Genomic DNA, 1,044 nt, shown 5'->3' on the forward strand with positions numbered 1-1,044 from the left:
GCTACGCGGGCAATGCGCGGCTGATCGGCAAGCCGTAGGCGAGGACGCCTGCCGCGCCGCCGCCGAAGCCTTCCGGCGACGCTTCTTCGCCGGCCACACCGGGCCGGACGAATACGAATCGCTGACCGAACTGCCGCCGATTCCGCCGAGCTTCGACACGCCCACCGACGACATGCCAGCGCCGCTCACCTCGCCGGAGAACACGCCATGAACGACGTGACCATCATCGACCGTTTCCTCGATACGTTCTCGCGCTACATCGACTCGGGCTTCGGGCTGCTACAAGGCGAAGTGGCGTTTCTCACCGCCACGCTCATCGTCATCGACATGACGATCGCGGGCCTGTACTGGGCCATGAGCCACGCCACCGGCCAGGGCGAAGACGTGATCGCCAAGCTGCTGCGCAAGGTGCTCTACGTCGGCGCCTTCGCCTACATCATCGGCAACTTCAACTGGCTGGCGAGCATCGTGTTCCGCTCGTTCGCCGGCCTGGGAATCACGGCCACCGGATCGGCCATCACGATGGAGAATTTTCTTCAGCCGGGGCGGCTGGCGAAAACCGGCATTGACGCAGGAGCACCGATTCTGGAACAGATCGGGGACATGGCCGGGTTCCCCGAGGTGTTCGTGAACATCGACCCCATCGTGGTGATGTTCCTCGCCTGGCTGGTGGTGATCCTCTGCTTCTTCGTGCTGGCGGTGCAGCTTTTCATCACGCTGATCGAGTTCAAGCTGACCACGCTCGCCGGCTTCGTGCTGGTGCCGTTCGCGCTCTGGAACAAGACGAGCTTCCTGGCGGAAAAGGTGCTCGGCAACGTGGTGTCTTCGGGCATCAAAGTCTTGGTGCTGGCCGTCATCGTCGGCATCGGTTCGGGTCTGTTCGCCGAGTTCCAAGCGCATCCCGATGAACCATCCATCGACCATGCGCTGGTCGTGATGCTGGCCTCGCTCGCGCTGCTGGCGCTGGGCATCTTCGGCCCCGGCATCGCCACCGGCCTGGTGTCCGGTGCGCCTCAGCTTGGCGCGGGCGCGATGGCCGGTGCT

1 protein-coding gene and 1 pseudogene are annotated in these 1,044 nt (G+C 64.4%); both read left to right on the forward strand.

Features of this window, described 5'->3' with window-relative positions; all coding sequences use genetic code 11:
* Window positions 1-211, forward strand: a pseudogene (locus tag LO50_RS16540) (hypothetical protein); the annotation flags it as partial.
* Window positions 208-1,044: P-type conjugative transfer protein TrbL (trbL, locus tag LO50_RS16545; RefSeq protein WP_044315676.1), on the forward strand; the 837-nt coding region annotated here is incomplete at its 3' end. The pseudogene LO50_RS16540 and the gene trbL, both read left to right, overlap by 4 nt.

This window comes from Stutzerimonas stutzeri (genome assembly GCF_000935215.1).
Lineage (GTDB): Bacteria > Pseudomonadota > Gammaproteobacteria > Pseudomonadales > Pseudomonadaceae > Stutzerimonas.